General features: G+C 55.7%; 16 protein-coding genes and 1 pseudogene. 5 read left to right on the plus strand and 12 right to left on the minus strand.

The features are described 5' to 3' along the window. Positions 1-46 precede the first annotated feature (46 nt). The 11 genes from WMO24_RS12730 to WMO24_RS12780 form a co-directional block, all read right to left on the minus strand. On the minus strand, positions 47-1,342 hold the full coding sequence (locus tag WMO24_RS12730; RefSeq protein ID WP_349216797.1) for a hypothetical protein: 1,296 nt from the start codon (positions 1,340-1,342) through the stop codon (positions 47-49). After that, positions 1,339-2,196, minus strand: coding sequence for a bifunctional methylenetetrahydrofolate dehydrogenase/methenyltetrahydrofolate cyclohydrolase FolD (folD, locus tag WMO24_RS12735; protein ID WP_349216798.1), 858 nt, complete (start codon positions 2,194-2,196; stop codon positions 1,339-1,341). The genes WMO24_RS12730 and folD overlap by 4 nt, the downstream gene beginning before the upstream one ends. A 26-nt stretch (positions 2,197-2,222) precedes the next feature. Then, positions 2,223-3,419 carry a prolipoprotein diacylglyceryl transferase gene (gene lgt, locus WMO24_RS12740; protein WP_349216799.1) on the minus strand — a complete coding sequence of 399 codons (1,197 nt, stop codon included), beginning with the start codon at positions 3,417-3,419 and terminating at the stop codon, positions 2,223-2,225. Continuing rightward, positions 3,416-4,711 carry an EF-P 5-aminopentanol modification-associated protein YfmH gene (gene yfmH, locus WMO24_RS12745; RefSeq protein ID WP_349216800.1) on the minus strand — a complete coding sequence of 432 codons (1,296 nt, stop codon included), beginning with the start codon at positions 4,709-4,711 and terminating at the stop codon, positions 3,416-3,418. The genes lgt and yfmH overlap by 4 nt, the downstream gene beginning before the upstream one ends. Then, positions 4,704-5,972, minus strand: coding sequence for a M16 family metallopeptidase (locus tag WMO24_RS12750; protein ID WP_349216801.1), 1,269 nt, complete (start codon positions 5,970-5,972; stop codon positions 4,704-4,706). Before WMO24_RS12750 ends, yfmH begins: the two co-directional genes overlap by 8 nt. A 58-nt stretch (positions 5,973-6,030) precedes the next feature. Next, complete coding sequence (locus tag WMO24_RS12755; RefSeq protein ID WP_349216802.1) at positions 6,031-7,080, minus strand: M15 family metallopeptidase; 1,050 nt, start codon at positions 7,078-7,080, stop codon at positions 6,031-6,033. A gap of 96 nt (positions 7,081-7,176) precedes the next feature. After that, entirely contained in the window at positions 7,177-8,382 is a 1,206-nt protein-coding gene (locus tag WMO24_RS12760) for an aspartate kinase (RefSeq protein WP_349216803.1), read from the minus strand. 31 nt (positions 8,383-8,413) lie between these two features. Continuing rightward, a complete protein-coding gene (thrB, locus tag WMO24_RS12765) occupies positions 8,414-9,307 on the minus strand; it encodes a homoserine kinase (protein ID WP_349216805.1) in 894 nt (297 codons plus the stop codon). 13 nt (positions 9,308-9,320) lie between these two features. Then, positions 9,321-10,544, minus strand: coding sequence for a homoserine dehydrogenase (locus WMO24_RS12770; RefSeq protein ID WP_349216806.1), 1,224 nt, complete (start codon positions 10,542-10,544; stop codon positions 9,321-9,323). Positions 10,545-10,562: 18 nt separating this feature from the next. After that, entirely contained in the window at positions 10,563-10,988 is a 426-nt protein-coding gene (locus WMO24_RS12775) for an amino acid-binding protein (protein WP_349216807.1), read from the minus strand. A 263-nt stretch (positions 10,989-11,251) separates the two neighbouring features. Next, a complete protein-coding gene (locus WMO24_RS12780; RefSeq protein ID WP_349216808.1) occupies positions 11,252-13,525 on the minus strand; it encodes a transglycosylase domain-containing protein in 2,274 nt (757 codons plus the stop codon). A gap of 233 nt (positions 13,526-13,758) precedes the next feature. Here WMO24_RS12780 and WMO24_RS12785 point away from each other — a divergent pair, with 233 nt between their 5' ends. Beyond that, positions 13,759-14,067: a hypothetical protein gene (locus WMO24_RS12785; RefSeq protein ID WP_349216810.1), complete on the plus strand. Its 309-nt coding sequence runs from the start codon at positions 13,759-13,761 to the stop codon at positions 14,065-14,067. Here WMO24_RS12785 and WMO24_RS12790 read toward each other — a convergent pair. Continuing rightward, a pseudogene (locus WMO24_RS12790) lies at positions 14,068-14,429 on the minus strand (VOC family protein). It lies immediately after the preceding gene. Positions 14,430-14,632: 203 nt separating this feature from the next. Here WMO24_RS12790 and WMO24_RS12795 point away from each other — a divergent pair. From WMO24_RS12795 to WMO24_RS12810, 4 genes are read left to right on the plus strand one after another with little or no spacing between them, the layout of a single operon-like run. After that, the gene (locus WMO24_RS12795; protein ID WP_349216811.1) at positions 14,633-16,414 is read left to right on the plus strand and encodes an HAD-IIIC family phosphatase; all 1,782 of its coding nucleotides are present in this window, start codon (positions 14,633-14,635) and stop codon (positions 16,412-16,414) included. A 15-nt stretch (positions 16,415-16,429) separates the two neighbouring features. Next, entirely contained in the window at positions 16,430-16,672 is a 243-nt protein-coding gene (locus WMO24_RS12800) for an acyl carrier protein (protein ID WP_349216813.1), read from the plus strand. 59 nt (positions 16,673-16,731) lie between these two features. Continuing rightward, entirely contained in the window at positions 16,732-17,706 is a 975-nt protein-coding gene (locus tag WMO24_RS12805) for a hypothetical protein (RefSeq protein WP_349216814.1), read from the plus strand. Between the two features lie 14 nt (positions 17,707-17,720). Then, positions 17,721-17,972 carry a hypothetical protein gene (locus tag WMO24_RS12810; RefSeq protein ID WP_349216815.1) on the plus strand — a complete coding sequence of 84 codons (252 nt, stop codon included), beginning with the start codon at positions 17,721-17,723 and terminating at the stop codon, positions 17,970-17,972. Positions 17,973-18,084 lie beyond the last annotated feature (112 nt).

Here is an 18,084-nt window from a genome sequence, read left to right on the forward strand (position 1 = left end):
CCAAACCAAGCGGCTCATACACTATACCACAAACGATGCAAAAATGTCAAGCGCTGTGCCTGCTTTTTCCGAAAAAACGCAGCAGGTCTCCCGCAGCCAGAATCCAATAAGCAGGCAGACACAAAAGGAACGGCATAAAAAAGGTTGCCTGGGCCCATCCCACATGCACATAGCTGTGGGGCTTGGCCAGCACCAGCCAGGAAGCTGCCGCCAAAAAACTTAAGAACGCAAAACTCAGCTGTGCGCCGCGGCTCTGTGTACCCCGGCGCAGCGCCCACAAAACCGCCACCAGCAACAGTGCCATTGCCGCCAGTGCCAGGAAATGCCAAAGCTGCACCCGAATGCCGCCCACCTCATACAAAGGCGTTTTCAAAACCCGGCGGAAGGTCTCCGGCAAACTTGCCTGCGAAGCCTCTTGTGAATACTCATAGGCTTCCGAGGCTTTTCCAAACAGGCGAACTGCCACCGGTTCCATAAACCTCTTCCATGCAGCTGCAAATCCGCCGTCCAGCCGCGCCAGCACGCAGAGTTTATACACTACCGATGCGCCAAAGGCCGCCAATGCGCCCACGGTCGGCGGAACTGCTGTGCGCCAAAAGCGCCGCGCGCCGTCCGGTTCTGCCCAAAGCTGCACCAAAACCGGCACCATCAGGCAGATGCACACATCCGAAACATACTCGTACTGACACAAAAAACGGATCAGGCATGGGATAAATGCGCTCAAAAACAACCGAAGGCCGCAATGCCGGGCCGGAAGGCCCCGTCGCAGTGTAAAGCACATGACCGCCATGGGCAGCATCTGCACCCAGCCAAGCCAATACAGATTGGTGGCAAAGCTGAAGGTATGCGGCATGATTGCTGCCGCGCATACAGCGCTCAGAAACATCGCACCTTTTCCGAACCAGCGCGCCGCCCAGCCAAGGATCACCGTCAGCATCAAACAGTACAACACCCCGTTGACACCATGCAAAACAGCCAGTCGCGTTTGCGGCGAAAAAGGCAGAAGACGGTCCGCCAGACCATATACAATGCCCGCCAGGCCGGGTTGTGAATCGTACGTTTCAAAGTCCTCAGAAGGAAGCGTCCCATCCTGAACATAAACATCCGTGACATACTTGCGTCCCAGGCTGTGCTCTGTCAGGGGAGATACATACCTTTGAAGGAGAATGCGCGCCGGGTCCTGCGGGTTCTGCCGGTCATAAATCATATCGCCGATCATAATTTCTTCCGAGGTAATGTCCGTTCCGGCAGCCATTTCCCGGCCGGGACCCACAAAAAAGACCGCGCCCAGCAGAACGGCAAAGATGGCCGCCAGCCAGCCGTATTTCCGCAAAAAATTCATTCCGCCTGTCCTCTCTGCCGCTTGGCAGCCTCCAGAGTATTGCGCATGAGCATCGCGCGGGTCATCAGGCCCACGCCTCCGGGCACGGGCGTGATGAAAGCAGCCTTCTCGCTGGCCGCTTCAAAATCCACATCTCCGTGCAGCTTTCCATCCGCGCCGCGGTTGATTCCCACATCGATGACCACCGCGCCGGGTTTGACCATATCACCGGTGATGAACCTCTCGCGTCCCACAGCTACCACCAAAATATCCGCCCGGCGGCAGATCTCCGCCAGATCCTGTGTACGGGAATGGCACAGCGTCACAGTGGCATTCTGCGCACACAACAACAGCGCCATGGGTTTTCCCACAATATTGGAGCGGCCCACCACAACAGCGTTCTTGCCCGCCATGGAAAGGCCCGTGCTGCGCAGCATCTCCAAACAGCCCGCAGGTGTGCAGGGCAGGAAGCAGGATTCACCGATCACCATTTTTCCCACATTCACCGGCGTAAAACCGTCTACATCTTTTTCCGGTGCAATGGCATCGATCACATTCTTTTCGCAAATATGTTTGGGAAGCGGCAGCTGTACCAAAAGTCCATTGACCGAAGGATCCTCATTGCAGGCGCGCACACGCTCCAGCAATTCCGCCTCGGTGGTCTGCTCCGGCAGCCGAATCACATCCGATTCGATCCCGCAGGCCTCGCAATCCCGCGCCTTGCCCGCCACATAGGTCATACTTGCCGGATTTTCTCCTACAATGATGACTGCCAGACGGACGGTGATCTGCTTTTGACGCAGCGCTTGTACTTCCTGCGCCACTTCCTGTTTGACACGTGCGGCCAGCTCTTTGCCGCTGATCAGCTTTGCCATCTTGTTCTCTCCCCCCTCGGATGTGCTCAGTGCCGGATGCGCCGGCGGCTGGGCCGCTCGTTTCCCAGTGAGCGCAGCGCCCGCGCCGCCTCTGCATGAACATTGACCGTCTGTCGTGCAGCGCGGCGTTCCAATACCCTTGCGCGATCCGCACGGGGCTTGCGCACCGTTGCCGCTTTGGGCTGTGTTTTTTCCTCAGCAGCCGGTGCCGCTTCCGTTTCGGCGGCCTCTTTCTTGCTCTCCGCCGCCTTCTCCTGTTCCACCAGCCGGTCAATGCGCTCCTTCAGTTCCTGCACACTGGGCGTCTCGTTTACGTTCCAGGTCAAAACCGCGGGGCCGTCCAAACGCTTATCCACCACCGGGTAAGTAACCATCAAAGGTTGACCCCGATGCACCTTCCGCTGCCACAGCCAGACACCTGCCGCACCGATCACGGACACAAGTGCCAGCAGCTGGCTGACGCGGATGCCGCCAACGGTCTCCAAACTGTCGGTGCGCAGTCCTTCCACGATAAAGCGCTCGGCACCGTACCAGATGATATACAGCAGGAAAATCTCGCCGTGGAATTTGCGCCGTTTCTGATACAAAAACAGCACCACAAATCCCAACAGGCACCACAGGCTTTCATACAAGAAGGTCGGATGAACCGGCAGGGATGGGTCTACGGTCACGCCCTGTGCCGCCAGCGTTGCCTGCACCGATGCAAGATAGTTCTGCGTTCCTTCGCTGTACATGCCCCAGGGCAGGGTGGTATTGGTGCCAAAGGCTTCCTGGTTGAAGAAGTTTCCCCAACGACCAAGCCCCTGCCCGATCAGAAAGCCCATGGCCGCCAGATCGAACATGGGAAGCGTGGGCACCTTGCGCCAGCGGCAAAGGAACAGCGCAGAGACAAACGCCGCCAGCACACCGCCATAAATGGCCAGGCCGCCGTCACGCAGGTTGATCATATCCCACAGGCTTTCATATTCAAACGGGGCAAAAACCACATAATAAGCGCGGGCGCCCACAATGGCGCACAGCGTCGCCAGCATGACCACATCGATCATGCGGTCCGAATCAATGCCATAGCTGCGTGCCTTGGAAAAAGCGAAGGCCAATCCCAACACCAACCCCAAAGCGATGCAGATTCCGTACCAGTACACCGGCACGCCGAACACGGTAAACGCCACCCGGTTGATGGTCATGGAAAGGCCCAGCCCCGGAAAAGTTACATGGTTGATCATGAAGCAAGTTCCCCTTTCTTTTCCCCTGCGGGGCGGATGATCACGGTGGCACTGTACTCTTCCTGCAGCAAATTCTGCAGCGCGCCGTTCACGTCTTCCAGCGTAATGGCAGCCAGCGTGTCGATTTCCTCTGCGGGTGTGCGGCCACGGCTGAACGCACTGAACAGGCCTGCCGCCACATCGTCAATATTCTCCAGATCTGCAATCAGCTCACCATACAGCTGATTTTTGCACAGCGTAAACAGTTCTGCATCCACACCCTCGCTGCGCAGACGGCGAATTTCCTGCAAGAGAAGCTCCCGCACATATTCCGGGCGGCTTGTCTCACCGCCGAAGACCGTGCACAAAGCGCCGGGCACACTGAGGATTTCACCGGAAAATCCCGGACTGACCAGATTCTCGTCATACAATTTCCGATACAGCGGCGTCATGCTTCCACAAATCAATTCGGTGAGAATGTCACAGAGGAATTCCAGCTTCAACTGATTCTCCGGCTCGGGCAAAGCTTCTTTAAAGCCCACGCCCAGCAGCGGTTTGGACACCGGCATGGAGAAGGACCGCTCCTTCTCGGCCACCTGCCGGGGCTCGCACACCGGAATGCGTTCCACCACACCCGTCTTCTCCGGGATAGCAGCCCGCTCCACCGCATCCAGCACCTGCTGCATGGTCACATTGCCCGCCACAGCCAACGCCATGTTTTGGGGGCGATAAAACGCATCTGCACAGGCATACAGCATTTCCGGCGTGATTTCTGCGATGCTCTCCACACTTCCGGCGATGTCTTCGCGCACCGGATGCTGCCCGTACAGGCACTGATAGACGCTGAACATCAGCCGCCAATCGGGGGAATCGTCGTACATTTTAATTTCCTGCCCGATGATTCCCTGCTCTTTGGCAATGGTCTTTTCCGTAAAATACGGGCGGGACACAAAGCTCAGCAGAATGTCCAGATTTTCCTCTGTGCGGCTGGAGGCCGAAAACAGATAACAGGTTTTATCGAAGCTGGTATACGCGTTGGCATTGGCGCCCGTTTTCGCATAAAGCGTAAAAGCGTCCCCCTCTTCGTTCTCAAACATTTTGTGCTCCAGAAAGTGCGCCACACCGGCGGGCAGATCCCAGCGCTTTCCATCCAGAACAAAGGAGCGGTCGATGCTGCCGAACTTTGTACCATACAGCGCATAAACGCCGGTAAAGCCGGGCATGGGATGCACCAGAACCGTCAGGCCGTTGGGCAGAACCGTTTTTTCAAAGGCTGTTGCCCGCTCGACCGCCTGTTTGCTGGTCTCAGACATGCGCATTCTCTCCTTTCGTCAGCGTGTAGGAAACCGAAAGCGTAAACATGCGCAACACATTCCGCACATCTTCTTCCGTCACCGCGTCCACCTGTTCCATCACCTGCTGAGGCGTGAACAGGCTTCCCCGCATGATCTCCCCAAAGTACCAGTTTTCCATTCCCTGCAGAGTATCTCCCACTGCACCCAGCTGGTTTTTCAGGCTGCGCTTTGTGTCAGCCAGCTCTTTGGCGGTGATGGGGCCTTCTTTCAGGGCATCCAGCTCCTCCAAAATAGCCTGTTTCGCCGCTTTGGCATTCTGGTGTTCCACGCCGCTGTCAATGCACAGCAAGCCGGCCATGGACGCATAAGAGGCCGCACAGTAATAGCACAGGCTGCGCTTCTCACGCACATTGACAAACAGCCGTGACGTAGCGGTTCCGCCCAGCAGAGCCACCGCCACCCGCGCCGCGCTCAGTTTTTCCGGCCGCTGAGGCTGGCCGGCCGTAAACAGCAGGCACAGTTTTCCCTGGGCGGTATCCATCGGTTCTTCAAAACTCTGCTCTGCCTGAGCCGGCTGTGCAAATGCCGCAGGCAGATCCGCGGGAGCGCGCTCGATCCCTTCCAGAGCCTTTAAAACACTCTGTTCCACCGCGCACGCATCCGCCCCCAGGGCCATCACCTCAATGCGGGCAGAGCGAAGCATCCGAAAGAATGCGCGGGTCACCGTCTCAGGTGTAAGCCCGTCTACTTCCTGTGCATAACCGTACCGCTCCACACCTGCCGGCGCATCGCCAAAAAACTTGCGCCGCGCCTGGCGAACACAGTAAGCGCGTTTCTCATTCATTTCGCTGGCGATCAGTTCCCGCAGCTGCTCTTTTTCAATGGCCACCGCCTCGGGATCAAACATACCGTCCACGAAATACGGACGAAACGCCGTTCCCAATGCCAGCGCAGCATATTCTTCACTGAGCTTTTCCCCATTGAGAGCAAACTCATCCTTGATGCCGCCCACAGCCACCGTCAGCACGCGGCTTCCGCTGTTTACAACACCGTCCACCGAAAGCGAGGCGCCATACAGCCGCGCCAGCTTTTTGGAAAGCAGCGTCATATCCGGACAATCTGCACAGCAGCGCTCCATCAGCAGCGGCATCAACGCCTCCGCTGTCGCCCACTGCCGGTCAGCCGGCCAGATAAAATTGATCGAAACCCGGCAGCGATGAAACTGCCCGGCGGGTAATGCCGTCAGATATACGCCGTCTGCGATTTGTTTTCTCTCCATCGTCCAAAATCCTTTGCTGTTTTGTTTCTATGATAAAAACGAAGCTGCAAGCCCGTTTTCATTCAACCTTTCCGAGATATTCTTCCAGGCACACGCCTGCATCCATGATCTTTTGCGCATCCTCGACACCCACATAGCGGTAATGCCACGGCTCAAAGCTGGTGCCCGTGATCTCCGTCTTATCCTTGGGATACCGCAGAATAAACCCGTAATCCGCGGCATTTTCATACAGCCACTGCGCTTCCGGGGTCTGCTCCAGGCTGCTGTCCAGGCTGCCGCCATATCCTACGGCCACAATGTCCGCCGCCAAACCGGTCTCGTGCTCCGAAGTGCCCGGCACATTGCGCCATTTTTTCGTTGCGGCGTACGCCTCTTCCTCAGTATAGCCCTGCGCGATGTAATCCTGCTTCATGCTTTCAAACAAAATGGTCTGGCTCTCATGACTGCGGTATGCCGAACGAACCTGCAGATGAACGCCGTCCGCCTCGGCTGCCGCCAGCATGTCCAGCAGCGGTTTTTGAATGCGCTCGTCCACAAACTGCTCAATTCCCCGGAAGTCGTACCCTACACTGGCCAGCTCCGGAGCATATCCCTCCGGAAGAGGATTCGTCGTGTTCGCCAAAAGAAGGCTCCACAGATCCGGGTCACTGGGGCCAAGCACTTCGGGTTCTTCCACCACAGCCGAGACCGCCTGTTCCGCCAGAGCGGAGAGAGATTCAGCCCGCTCTTCCTCACGGATCCGCTGCTGGGTGGCCATAAAAATCAAAACGCCCGCGGCACCCAGAACCACCAGAAGCATCAGCCCACTCCAAAGGGCCAGCCCTTTTTTCTTCCGGCGCTCAGCCCGCCGCACCGGTTCGCGCGTGGCAGCCGGCGCCACATACTCCTGCCGGACCTGCCATGCTTCGTCTGTCTTTTCCGGCGCCAGCTGCACCCTTTTCTCCATGTTCTTCTCCTCGTTTGCACTGCGCTCTTTTCGTTCCCGCCTTTTCTCATCCTGATAGCGGGGCATCGTCTGTGCTTTTCTGCGCCGGCGTGAAAGCTCCTGTTCTCTCCGTGCAAGATGCTCTTGCCGCACCTGACGCGGACTGGCTGCTTTTCTGGTCAAATGATTCCCCCCTGAAGATATGAAAAATGCGAAAAGGCAGGCTCTGAAAAAGCCTGCCTTTTAGTATACCACAGTCAGCTGTAAATAGCCAGCGCATCAACGGAAAAATGCATCGTGCACAGCTGCCACAGCGCGGTCCGCCTCTTCCTTTTTGATGATGACCGAAAGCTTGATCTCGCTGGTGGCAATCATCTGAATGTTGATGTTGTTCTCATACAGCGTCTCAAACATTTTGGACGCAACGCCCGGATGGCTCTGCATGCCGGCGCCCACAATGCTGACTTTCGCCACATCTGTGTCCACCTTGATCTCACGCCCGCCGAAACGGCTGCGGTTTTCCTCCAAAAGGCGCTGGGTCAGCGGCGCATCTTCCAGCGGAACGGTAAACAGCAGATCCTTGTTCCCGCTGCGGCCCACCGACTGCAGAATAATTCCGATGTTGATTTTGTTCTGCGCCATCAGGCTGAACACTTTAAAAGAAATACCCGGCTGATCGGGCACCTCCAGAATTGAAACAGCAGCCACCTTATCGTCCTTGGCTACGCCTTTGATCAGCATTCCTTCCACGTCCACGACCTCCTTAACAATGGTGCCCGGCACATTCGTCAAAGACGAACGCACCTCCAGATTGACAGAATATTTCTTTGCAAGCTCCACACTGCGGTTGTTGAGCACCTGTGCGCCCAGGCTCGCCAGTTCCAGCATCTCGTCAAATGTAATGGTATCCAGTTTGCGCGCATTGGGGACCACCCGCGGATCGGCGGTGTACACACCATCCACATCCGTATAAATCTGACACAGATCCGCATGCAGCGCCGCCGCGATTGCCACTGCACTGGTATCGGACCCGCCCCGTCCCAGTGTGGTGATGTCATCATACCGGTTCAGTCCCTGGAATCCCGCTACCACAACCACACGGTTGCGTGCCAGCTCGCTTTCAATGCGCTCGGTATCCAGATCCTTGATCCGGGCACGACTGTAGGCCCGGTCCGTGTGGAATCCTGCCTGCCAGCCCGTCAGGCTGATGGCCGAACAACCGATCTCCGCCAGCGCCATGGCCAGCAGAGCAATGCTGATCTGCTCTCCTGTGGCCAGCAGCATATCCAACTCCCGCTTGGACGGATCGTGTGTGATCTCGCCCGCTTTCGCAATCAAATCGTCCGTGGTATCTCCCTGCGCGGAAACAACGACCACCACGTCGTTGCCTTCGTTGTGGGTATTGGCCACAATGCGCGCCACGTTGAACAACCGGTCACGGTTGGCCACCGAGCTGCCGCCAAATTTCTGCACAATCAAAGCCATTGCTTTCCCTCTTCCCCTCGTTTTCTGATATTCAAAGCACCCGCGCGCCCTCGTTGTCCGCATCCAGGCGGTGCAGGCTGAAAGCCGCCAGCGCCTGGTCTGCTTTTAACGCCTCGCTTGCGCGGGCAAAAAACGCATCTGCATCCTCTTTGCGCACCACAGCTAGAATGGTGGGGCCTGCGCCGCTGATGAACGTGGCCAGCGCGCCCAAGCCGTCCGCCAGTGCAAACACGTCTTCGCCGCCCTCAATCAACGGCAGACGGTACGGCTGATGCAGGCAATCCTTGGTGGCAATGGGCAAAAAGTCGTACCGCTCCTCACAGAAAGCCGTTGCCAGAAGTGCCGCGCGGGACAAATTGTACACCGCATCCACATGCGCCACACTTTTGGGCAGGGCGGCGCGCGCCTTTTCTGTCAGCAATTTGAAATTGGGCACAAACGCCGCAAATGTGATGGAACTTGCGATCGCCTTTTTCAGCGAAAAGACCCGTCCCTTATCGTAGGCAGAGACCACGAAGCCGCCCAAAAATGCGGGTGCCACATTGTCCGGATGTCCCTCGATCTTTGTGGCCAGCGTCAGCATATCCTGCTGTGCCATGGGACTGCCCAACAGTGCATTCGCCCCCAGAATTCCGGCTACGATGCACGCAGACGATGACCCCAGCCCGCGCGCCATGGGAATGGGATTCGTCTGAATGAGGCGCAGTCCCTTCAGCGAACGCCCGCACACGTCGTACACCTCTTTCACCGTGCGGTAAATCAGGTTGCCGGGCGTGGTGGGGATGGGAGTGCCGTCCGCACTCTGAATGTCCACCCCATCGAACTCCTCCATCTGGGCGGTGTTATACAGTTGAAGCGCCAGGCCGCAGGAGTCAAATCCCGCGCCGATGTTGGCGCTGGTCGCTGGGACCTTTACCGTTATCATACGCTTCACCCTCTCACAGCGTCAGCCATTTCAAAACATTTTTTACGCGCACGTCCTGCCGCGCTGCTTCTTCGCACAGTGCACGCGTTTGCGCAACAGACTTGCCGCGCAGCGCAAAAGCGATCTCTCCGTCCGCCTCGTCCAAAATCTCCACATCGCCGAACACAGCCCGCACCGCTGCAGCGCCGCCCTCGGCCCTTACATAGCGGTCAGCCGGAGACGCGTCCTCGTAAACGCCTTCCATCGGCTCACTGTCCGTCCAAAAGAGACTCTCATGAATGGACCCGCCATTGCGCAGCGCATCCAACACATCTGCGGTCACGGCGCTGGCGGTGGGCAGTTTGCCTGCGCCCTTGCCATAGAACATCACATCGCCCAGAATGTCACCGCGCACCATCACAGCGTTGAACACATCGTCCACGCCCGCCAGCTGGCTTTCCCGGGGTACCAGCATGGGTTCCACCGCCAAAGCCGGCCCGTCTTCCGTCTGCTTGGCCCACGCGATCAGTTTGACTGCTGCATTCTGCCGTCTGGCCAAAGCAATGTCTTTGACGCTCACATCCCGAATGCCGCGCGCAGCTACATTTTGAGGATAGAAATGCCGTCCGAAAAGAATGCTGGCCAAAATGCAGATTTTTCGCTGTGCATCAATGCCGTCCACATCCGCCGACGGATCGATGGTCTCCGCATAGCCCAGGCTCTGAGCAAGCTTCAGCGCACCTTCAAAATCCATGCCCTCCCGTTCCATCTTCGTCAGCATGAAGTTGGTGGTTCCGTTGACGATTCCGCGCACTTCGCTGAGATTGTTGGCTGCCAGGCATTGATACATGGGCGTAATGACTGGCGTACCGCCGCCCACACTGGCCTCAAACAGGAAACACACGCCTTTTTCGCGGGCCAGAGCCAGCAGTTCCGCGCCATGGGTCGCAACCAGCTCCTTGTTGGAGGTGGCCACGTGACGGCCGCTTTCCAGCACTGCCTTCACGTAAGGATATGCCACTTTTGTTCCACCGATGGTCTCCACTACAGCGGTCACTTCGGGATCGTTCAAAATCGGGTCCAGCGTTTTCACAAACAGCGCCGCATCCGGATGCGAAGAAAAATCCCGGATATCACAGATATATTTCACTTCCACAGGCTGCCCTGCACGGCGGGCTGCTTTGTCCGCATTGGTACGAAGCACTTCCAGAACGCCGCTTCCCACCGTGCCAAAGCCTAAAATTGCAATTTTTGCCATCTTGCCTTTTCCTTTCTCTCACGCCCCACGGCGGATATCCACAACCGTGCGCTGCTCTTTTAAACGATGGAGCATCTGATCCAGAGACATTTGCATACCACCTGCGCGAATGGTTACGGAAACCTGCGCCGTTCCATTCTCCGGCGTGGCCTGATTGATGGTCACAATGGATGCGCCCGCTGTGGAAATTCCGGCCAGAAGCGCCTGCAGCGCCCCGGTCTCGTCCAAAAGGACCGCGTTCACCGTCAAAACTTCCTTGCCATCTTCCGCATCAAAAATGCAGTCTTTATACTTATAAAACGCACTGCGGGAAACTCCCACCATCCGTGAAGCAACCGAAATATTTTTAGCTGCTCCGCTTGCCAGAAGTTCCTTGGCACGCAGAACACGCAAAAACACTTCCGGCAGCACATTTACGTCCACAAGCAAGAAGCGCTTTTCCATGGTACCCTCCATTCGTGCGCACATGACGCACATTTGTATTTTGTGAATGTAATGCAATCATAGCATGTTCTCCTTCTAAACACAAGAATTTCTTTTCTTCGCCAATTCTTTTCGGCAATTTGTCAAAGGAGCGCGCTATGTGTGGAATTCATGCAGATAGATTGTACAGTCCACAATCACAATTGTACGCAGAAAAAACACACTCTGTTCCATTTGCGGTAAAAAAGCGGTGCTGCATATGCGCAACACCGCTTTTGAATGGTTTATTCTGTTGAGCCATGACCCGGGCAGGTAGTGCGTTCGTCTACTTCCGAAGCTTTGTAATAGCCGGTAGCCGTCGGGCATCCCGCTGCCGGTTTGTCTCCCGTTACGGTACAGAACGAATCTTTTACCACGGAATCCGGCATGGTCCATTCCTTATACGGATACTTGGTTTCATCCGCCTGCACGGTATCCATAATCTCACGCCAGGCGCTCGCACCCGGGTGCTTGATACGTCCCGGATTGTAACTGCTCATGGGCAGGCTCTCGTCATAGCCGAACCAGAACGCCGAGCAGTAATACGGCGTCAGGCCCACATACCAAATATCCTTGTTATCATTGGTGGTACCGGTTTTACCCACGCTCTCCATGCCTGCGTCATCCGCCATCAAGCCGCGAGCTGTACCGCCGCTGTCGTACAAAACGCCCTTCAGCAAGCGGTTCATGATATACGCGGTATCCTCGCTGATGGCCTGTACGGTGGTGATATCCTTTTTCAAAATCACGTTTCCGCGGAAGTCCTCCACCGTGGTATAGCTGTGCAGCGTGGTAAACTGACCGCCGTTTCCGTACATCATATAAGCGCCCGCCAGTTCGTATGCGGTCATACCGTAATGCATGGAACCCAGCACCAGCGGCGCGAGGTTTTTATCGTATTCCGGATCCAGCGTGGTGATTCCCAGCGTCTCGGTTGCAAAGCTGTACATCTCATCCACGCCTACCGACTGGCCAACTCTTACGGCAATGGTATTCAGTGACTGCTTGATTGCCTCATAGACCGTGACCGGCTGCCGCGTATAGGTGCCGCTGTAGTTGCTGGGCCAGGGATCCTTGTACACGGTTCCGTTGTCATCCATGTCACCGGCCTCATATACCGGCGCATCGATATACGTCATGGAGTAATCCGCCCAGCCGTACTCAATGGCCAGCGGATAGGCCGCCACGCCTTTCATGGTAGAACCTACCTGCCGGACCGAATCGATGGCGCGGTTCAGCGTACGGTCTGCAGTCTTCGCACCCAGGCCGCCGACCACAGCGCACAACTCGCCTTTGTAGTTGATGGAAACGCCCGAAGCATTGGTGCGCGTCATATACGGCTCGGACCCATCGCCCGGATCGTACTCGATCTCATAGGCAGGCCAGTATTCCGCACGGTTGAACACGTCTTCCATTTCCGCCTGCAGCTCCGGCACAACGGTGGAATAGATCTTCAGGCCTTTGGTATAGAAATAATTTTCCGCAGCCTTTCTGTCCCACTCTTCTTCCGGCAGATTGTCGGGATTCTCCGCCAGCAGATCTGTAATCACTTCATCGATCAAGGCGTCGGTGAAGTAGCTGTTGTTGGTCTGTTTGGCCGCATTTTCATCGGTGGTCTTCTCCGCAAGAACCAGCGGTGCAGCCAGCGCTTCGTCCCGCTGTTCCTCGGTGATATAACCCTGCTCATACATGTTGCTGATCACCTTGTTCCGGCGGACCAGATGATCCTCCGGGTTTGTGATCGGGCTGTAGGTCGTAGGATTCTTGGTGATGGCCGCAATGGTCGCGCACTCTGCAATGGTCAGCGGCTCCTTGCCCTCGGCAATGTTGTCTTCGTCGCCCGCATGCTTATCAAAATAGCGCAGCGCACCTGCTTCCACACCGCCGATGTTACCGGTCAGGCCCAATGTATTCAGATAAGCTTCCAGGATCATGTCCTTGGAATACCGCGCGTCCAGAGACAGCGCACGGAAAATCTCACGAATTTTACGCAGATAGCCGGCCGTACCGTCACTGGCACTCTCGTCCGTGATGTTTTTCACCAACTGCTGGTTGATGGTGGAAGCGCCCTGCTTCGAACCGCGAAGCCAGACGCCCGTCACCTCATGCACGATCTCGTTGATGGCAGCGAACACCGTGCGCTTAAAGTTCACGCCTTTGTGCTCACGGAAGTCCTGGTCCTCAATGGCAATGTATGCGTTCTGCAGATTGACGGAAATATCATCCAGATCTTTCCAGATACGATTCTCGTCCGGGCTGTCAAGCGTCTGATATTCCAGCCACTCGTCCTGACCCTCTGCGTTCGTGCTCTTATAATAGATGATACTGGTATAACTCTGCGCGATGTTTTCCAAATCCAGCAGCGTATCGTCGTTGGCCGTGGCCTTCACCACATACATGCTGAGCAGCACCGACGCAATGGACACCGCAATGATGCCCAGGCACATGCACACTGCAATAAAGCGCAGAAAGCCAAACCAAATCCGCTTTGCTGTGCTTTGCTTTTTCTTCTTTCTCACGGGTGCCGACGCGCCCCGCGCCCCTTGCGGGCTTCTTTTCCTGTTTTCTATGATAAGTCGCCTCCTACAAAGACTTAGCGCCACAAATTCATGTACCGTGCGGAACAAACGTCCGCACCGAACAATAGTATGGCACAGAAATGGGGTGCGCCATGCGCACGCCCTTCACAAAACACGCGCTTCGTGGAATAAAGCCATTTTACGCGCACCATACTGCCAATGAGGTGATTTTTATGCGAAGAACTCTTTGCCTGCTTTTGACAGGGCCGGCTGTTTTTCTTTTATGCATCAGCCTTTATTTCCTCGCCGTCCCCCTGATCACGCCCAAAGCCGAGGCGCGTCTGGAAGATCCGCCCTCGTATACGCTCAGTGAATACCAGGGCCAACTGGCATTGTTCCGGGACGGAGAAACCGAACCAATCGCCCGTTATGAAGCCTACACCAACCTGCTTCCGCCCGGTGACGCGGCTCTCATTCAAGCCGGCATTCCCGTTTCCACACAGGAAGAGTTGCAACGGCTTTTGGAAGACTTCGGCGTGTGATCACTTGGCGGGAACAATCTCCAGCCAGTATCCATCCGGGTCCGCAATAAAGTAGATCCCCATTCCGGGGTTTTCATAGCAGATGCAGCCCATCTGCGCATGCTTGGCATGGGCCGCCTCGTAATCGTCCACGTGGAACGCCAGATGAAACTCATTCTCCCCCAGATTGTAGGGTTCTTTACGGTCTTTCAGCCAGGTCAGCTCCAAAAGATGCGCGGTGCGGCCATCCCCCAGATAGACCAGGGTGAACGCATCGTTTTCATGCCGGCGCACCTCCACAAGCCCCAAAGCCTCTTTGTAAAACGCCAGACTTTTTCCAGGTCCAGCACATTCAAATTGTTATGGGCAAACGTAAACTGCATATTTCTTCCCTTTCTTAAATACGAAAAAGAACTGAATTATGTTTCACATTCCGCCGACAAAAAGCGTCATATGTAGTCTTTATTATAGCGAATGCCCCCCGCCATTGCAAGCGGCCCTGTTGTGAAATTTCGCTTTTTGATTTGTTTTTTATCTCGCTTTCTATTATAATGATATCACACTATAAAAGGCGGAGGGAAACAGTATGCAAACCCTGGAATATCCATTTGACAGTGGATTGATTTTGCAGAAAAAACGCAGTTTGAAGCGCCAGCTCGCAGCGCAGGAGGGCCTTGTTCCCAAAAAAGTTGCCATTCTCAGCGGCTCCACCATCGGCGAGATCAAAAACATTCTGGAACTGTTTTTGCTGAACGCAGGAATTCAGCCGGAATTCTACGTGGGCGGATATGCGCTGTACTACGAAAACATTTTGTTCGACGACGGCTCTCTGGCTGCGTTCCAGCCGGACATTCTCTATATTCACACATCATCCAAAAACATTGTCAATCTGCCCACCCAGGCGGACTCGCCGCAGCAGGTGGAAGAAAAGTTTTCCGCCGAGTGCGCCCGCTGGCAGACTCTGTGGAACGCCGCGGCCAAATTCGGATGCCCGGTCATTCAGAACAACTTCGAACTGCCCGGCTACCGGCTGATGGGCAGCATGGACGCCGTGGATACACACGGTCATGTCAACTTTATCAACCGGTTGAACACCATGACGGCAGAGTACGCCGCCAAGACCCCCAATTTCTATATGCATGATCTGGCATATCTGGCTGCCAGCGTGGGCCTGGACAACTGGTTCTCCCCGACGGTGTGGTACGCTTACAAATATGCGATGGACACGCAATATATCCCGATCCTTTGCCACAGTGTTGCCAACATTATCAAAAGCCTGTTCGGCAAGAACAAGAAAAGCGTTGTTCTGGACCTGGACAACACCCTGTGGGGCGGCGTGATCGGCGATGACGGTCCCGAGGGGATCGTGCTTGGCAAGGAGACACCCGCCGGCATGGCCTATTCGGAATTCCAGCAGTATCTGAAAGAGCTTTCCCGCCTGGGTGTTCTTTTGAATGTCTGCTCCAAAAATGAAGAGGAGATGGCCAAAAAAGGGTTTGAGCGCGCTGACAGTATTTTGAAACTGGACGATTTCGTGTGCTTCAAAGCCAACTGGGAACCCAAGCACCGGAACATTGCCGCCATCGCGCAGCAGATCAACCTGCTGCCTGACAGCTTCGTGTTCATGGACGACAACCCCGCCGAGCGCGAAATTGTGCGCCGCGAGCTTCCCGGCGTGACCGTTCCGGAATTGACGGCACCCGAAATGTATATCCGCGCGCTGGACAAGGCCGGTTATTTTGAAGTGACCACCCTTTCCGCCGACGACAAAAAGCGCAACGAAATGTACAAGCAGAACGCCCAGCGCGCCGCGCTGGAGCAGAGCTTCGGCAATTACGAGGATTATTTGAAAAGCCTGGAGATGCACTGCGAAATCGGCGCCTTTGACCAGGCTCATGCCGAGCGGATCACACAGCTGATCAACAAAACCAACCAGTTCAATCTGACCACACGCCGCTACACGGCCGCCGAAGTAGAAGCCCTGATGAACGATGACCAGTACATCACCCTTTATGGACGGCTGGTGGACAAATTCGGTGACAACGGAATCGTCACCGCGCTGATCGCGCATAAAACTGCCCCGGGCGAGGCTGACATTGACCTCTGGATTATGAGCTGCCGTACCTTCAAGCGGCAGCTGGAACACGCCATGTTCGACCGCCTGGTTGCCGTGTGCGCGGAGCAGGGCATCCGCAAAATCAACGGCTTCTATTATCCCACGGCGAAAAATTTGCCCGTAAAGGATTTTTATGCTACAATCGGGTTTGAAAAAGTTGCCGAGGACGAACAGGGCAACCGCACGTTCGCTTTCACCGGATTTGACGGTTATCAGCCGCAGTGCACGGTGATGGAGACCGTACTATTGTAAAGGAGCGTTTTGAACATGGACAGCAATGCGATTTTTGAAGCAGTGCAGCAAATTTTCCGCGATAATTTTGACGACGAGGAACTGGTTCTGACCCGCGAGACCTGCGCCGACGACATTGAGGACTGGGACAGCCTGGAGCAGATCAATCTGCTGACAGCGATTGAGAAAAAGTTCGGTCTGAAGTTCGGTCTGGCCGATGTGCGCGATCTGCAGAATGTGGGCGACCTGCTGGATCTGATTGAACGCATGACCGCCTGAAAAACAAATTGACAGGCTGGCGGGTCCGCCAGCCTGCTTTTTTGCCTGGAGAACGTGGTATGAAACATTCTTTTTCTTTTCGGCTGGCCAGCCGGGACGACAAATCCTCCATTGTCCGCTTTTTGGATGAACACTGGGGAGCGCGCCATCCGCTGGTCCACCTGGACGATTTTTTTACTTATTATTATGAGGACGGCGACCGCCTGCAATTCGCCTTGTGTGAGACACAGGGACGCATCGCTGCTCTGGCCGGCTACATCCGCGCCAATGCCTGTGAACATCCGGACATCTGGATCTCCATCTGGTGTGCGGATAAATCCGTCAGCGGCGCCGGGATGGAGCTTCTGGATGCGCTTCCCCGCCTGTGCGGCGCCCGGATGGCTGCCTGCAACAATATTCGGCCGCAGGTAGTGTCTCTGTATCGCTTTCTGGGATATGAAGCCTGCCGTCTTCCCCACTATTACCGCCTTGCGGACCGTTCTTCCTACGCGGTCGCACGCATTGCCCAAAAAACGATTCTGCCTGTGGCAGACGGCCCGGCACTTTTGCCGGTGCAGGATGCCCGCCAGCTGGCGCAAGTCTATGTTCCCCACCCGGAGCTTCGCCCTTTCAAGGACTTGTGGTATCTGACGCGCCGCTACTTTTCCTATTCGCGGCAGCACTACGATCTGTGGCACCTGAATGGTTCTCTTCTGGCCACACGCACGGTTCCCGTCAACGGGACCGCGGTGCTGCGCATTGTGGATTATGTTGGGCTGCCGGAACAGTTCCCGGAATTTGGGCCCGGCATCAATCGGCTGATGCAACAGGTCGGCGCCGAATACGCGGACTGCTATTGTGCAGGGATTTCCGCCGCACAGATGGCGTCTGCCGGTTTCTGCCAGCGGACGGAAACGGACGCCAACATTCTTCCCAACTATCTGACGCCCCCCTTGTACGAAAACACGGAGTATTATTACTCCACCACCGAAAGCGACCATTTTCTCCTGTTCAAGGCGGACGGCGACCAGGACCGTCCCCATCTGACCGTATAAAAGGAGGCTGCGTCATGCGCTTGACCGAATGTACCGAGAGCGGATATCGTCTTGCCTGCACGGAAGCAGACGCTGCGGAAAAGTTGGGGCGTCTGGAAGACCTGTGCGAAGAACTTCCTGCCCAGCAGCAGAAAATCCATGAAAAAATGGAAGCGCTGCGCAGTCAGGGCAAGGAAAAAAGCTGTCAATTTCGAGAATTGATGGTTCAAAAGTTGAACAACAGCATGCTGATTGCCACTTTAAAGGCCCACGGCCTGATGGATTGATCGAAGCAGGCAGGGCCTTTCGCCCTGCCTGCTTTCTTTTTTATCAACGAATGTGAATACAAAACAACCGCTGCATCGTCTCTTGAATAAGAGCAGTTTTCATTCGATTTTA

It is taken from the genome of Ruthenibacterium intestinale (assembly GCF_040096265.1).
Taxonomy (GTDB): Bacteria; Bacillota; Clostridia; order Oscillospirales; family Ruminococcaceae; genus Ruthenibacterium; species Ruthenibacterium komagatae.